We start from the raw sequence: 3,165 nt of genomic DNA, 5'->3' as shown, positions 1-3,165 counted from the left end.
GACTGGACTGAGTACGCGGCCCGGCACGACATCCACTCCCCGCGGGCCGCCCGGCACGGCGATCACGCACCGCGGACCCGGCACGGCAGAACACGCACAAGGAGCAACGAGAAGCATGCGCATCGGAATCCTCGGCCTCGGCCGCATCGGCGCCTTCCACGCCGAGACCCTGTCCGCACTGGACGCCGTCGAGTCACTCGTCGTCGCCGACCCGTTCGCGGAGGCGGCCAAGGCCGCCGCGGAGCGGTTCGGGGCCGAGGTCGCGGACTCGCCGGAGGCGGTCCTGGCCGCGGGGGTGGACGGCCTCGTCGTGGCGGCGGCCACCGACGCCCACCCCGCCCTGATCCTGGCCGGCGTCGAGGCCGGCATCCCCGTCTTCTGCGAGAAGCCCGTCGCCCGCACCATGGCGGAGGGCGTGGAGGTGCTCAAGGCGGTCGAGGGCAGCGGCGTGCCGATCCAGATCGGCTACAACCGCCGCTTCGACGCGGGCTTCGTCGCCGCGCGGGCCGCCGTGCAGAGCGGCGAGCTGGGCAGGCTCCACACGGTCCGCTCGACGACGCTGGACCCGGCGCCGCCCCCGGCCGCGTACATCGCCGCCTCCGGCGGCATCTTCCGCGACTGTTCCGTGCACGACTTCGACATCATCCGCTGGGTGACCGGCCGCGAGGTGAGCGAGGTGTACGCCGTGGGCGGCAACCGGGGCGCGGACTACATCGCGGAGGCCGGTGACGCCGACACGACCGGCGCGATCCTCACCCTCGACGACGGCACCATCGCCGTGGTCTCCAACAGCCGTCACAACGCCCGGGGTTACGACGTCCGCATGGAGCTGCACGGCTTCCAGGACTCCATCGCGGTCGGCCTGGAGGACAAGCTCCCGCTGCGCTCGGTCGAGCCCGGCGTCACCTTCCCGTCGGGCACCCCGCACGACTTCTTCATGGACCGCTTCACCGACGCCTACCGCGCCGAACTCACCGCGTTCACCGAGGTCGCCGCGGGCACCCGGCCGTCCCCCTGCACCGTCGCGGACGCGCTGGAGGCCGGCTGGATCGCGGAAGCGTGCACCCTGTCCCTGCGGGAGCACCGCCCGGTGACGATCGAGGAGGTCCGCGGCGCGTGACCCGCGGCACCCGAGATGCGGCTCCCGGCCGCTGGGGGTGTCCTGCGCGTGGGCCTCGGCGAGGACGGGCGCCGCGTCTCCACGCGCCCGGTCCTTGACTTCGCGGTACGGGGGGGGGCGCGCGGCCGGGCCCCGCCGCCCCCCCCGACAAAAACACCCCCCCCCCCCCCCCCCCATGCCCCCGGCCGGGGCCCCCGCGCGAGCGATCGTCAGCGACGGCGGAACGACTCGACGTAGCCGTTCGCGGGCGTGCCCACGCCGGTCACGTCGTCGTAACCCTTCACCGCGGACAGCGAGCTGTCCTTGCCGAGGCTGCGGACCGAGGTCGCGAGCCCGTCGGCGGCGTCGTAGCCGTTCACGAAGTCGACGCGGGCCACCGCCAGGCCGGAGCCGGTCGGGTTGTCCGTGACGTCGTGGTACGCCTTCGTGCCGTACTTGGCGTAGATCGACGGGTTGGCGAAGCCGATCGCCTTGCCGCCGCGTGCCTCCTGGGCCAGGGCCTGGACCGCCGCGATCACCGGCGCGGCCAGCGAGGTGCCGCCGATGCGGTACTCGCTGTACTGCTCCGACCCGTCCGGGAAGGTCTGGGTCTGCCCGACCAGGAAGCCGGTGTTCGGGTCGGCGATGGCCGCGATGTCCGGGACGACGCGGTTGCCCGCGGCGTTGTTGGCCGTGGCCAGCGACTTCGGGACGACGCCCTTCTGGTAGTACGGCTGCGGCACGGTCTTGCTGGTGCCACCGCCCGCACCCGAGGTGAAGGCGCCGGGGAAGCCGGTCCAGCTCTTGCCGTCGGCCGACAGGGTCGCCTTCTCGGTGCCCCAGCCGGTCTCCCACAGGTACTTGTCGCCCTTGCCGACGGCCAGCGAGGTACCGCCGACCGCGGTCACCCACGCCGAGTTGGCGGGCGTGTCGACCTGCTTCGTCTTCGTGTTGGCGACCTCGTCGCCGTTGTCACCCGAGGAGAAGTAGAAGCCGATGCCCTGCACGGCGCCGAACTGGAAGACCTGGTCGTACGCGGCCGCCAGGTCCGGCGTCTGGTTGGCCTCGATGTCGCCCCAGGAGTTGGAGACGATGTCGGCCAGGTGGTTGTCGACGATCTTGCTGAGCGAGTCGAGCAGGTCGTCGTCGTAGCAGGACGCGGCGCCCACGTAGGTGACGTCGGCGTCCGGCGCGACCGCGTGCACGGCCTCGACGTCGAGGGTCTCCTCGCCGTACCAGCCGGCCGCCCCGCACTCCTCGGTCTTCGTGTAGTTCTTCGGCAGCGCCTGGTGCAGCTGGCCCGTCTTCCACGCCGCGTCACCGTGCTTGGCGGCGTAGTTGGCGGCGTCGAAGGCGATGGTCGGCGAGGCGTACGCGTCGGTGATGGCGATGCGCACGTGCTTGCCGGTGTACGTGCCGGCGCCGTAGGCGGCACGCAGCTGCTTGCCCGTGTAGCCCTTGATCGCGTACGGGATCTTGGATCCGTACGCGTCCGGCAGCGTGGTCGCGATCTTCGAGCCGTAGTACGAGGAGAACGGCCCGGAGTTCTTGAACACCGCGTCCGGCGGGGGCAGCTGGTCGTTGTGCGTCGACTTGTGCGGCGCGTTGTCCAGGCCGGTGACGGTCAGGACGGCGCCCTTCAGGCCCTTGGGCGCGGAGGCCGTCTTCGACGGCGCGCGGTAGGTCTTCGAGCCCTTGGCGTAGTTGTGCAGCTGGGTTCCGAACGCCTTCTCGGCGGCGGACACGTCACCGGTGACGGCGATGTAGTGCTGCGTGACCGCGGTGACCGTCAGCCCGGACGACTTCAGCCAGGACTTGACGGCGGCCACCTGGGCCTTGGTCGCACCGAAGCGGGCCTGCGACTGCTTGGCGCTCAGGTACTTGCCGTACGACGGCGAGTCCGGGTCGGACACCGCCTTGGCGTAGGCGGCGAGGCCGGCCGCGTTCCGGCCGGCGAGGTACACCCGGGCGGAGACCTGGGCGTTGTCCGACGTGGCACCCTTGTCCGCCTTGGCCGTGGCCCCGGCGGGCTTGGTGCCCGCCCCGGCGGCCCCGCCCGGGGTGTT

General features: G+C 72.2%; 2 protein-coding genes. One reads left to right on the top strand and one right to left on the bottom strand.

Annotated elements, in window-relative coordinates:
• Positions 1 to 115: 115 nt before the first annotated feature.
• Entirely contained in the window at positions 116 to 1,120 is a 1,005-nt protein-coding gene (locus ACFW2E_RS41600) for a Gfo/Idh/MocA family oxidoreductase (RefSeq protein WP_384475780.1), read from the top strand.
• 209 nt (positions 1,121 to 1,329) lie between these two features.
• Here the strand turns inward: ACFW2E_RS41600 and ACFW2E_RS41595 are convergent.
• On the bottom strand, positions 1,330 to 3,165 hold a 1,836-nt coding region (locus ACFW2E_RS41595), incomplete at its 5' end, for a protease pro-enzyme activation domain-containing protein (RefSeq protein WP_384475777.1).

The sequence above is a fragment of the Streptomyces sp. NPDC058964 genome (genome assembly GCF_042741275.1).
Lineage (GTDB): Bacteria > Actinomycetota > Actinomycetes > Streptomycetales > Streptomycetaceae > Streptomyces.
Note: the sequence above shows the minus strand (reverse complement) of the source record. Positions and strands in the feature narration are given on the sequence as shown.

Bases quoted from the DNA above. Each gene is read 5' to 3' on its own strand.
- ACFW2E_RS41600 (WP_384475780.1), top strand. From the start codon at position 116: ATGCGCATCGGAATCCTCGGCCTCGGCCGCATCGGCGCCTTCCACGCC.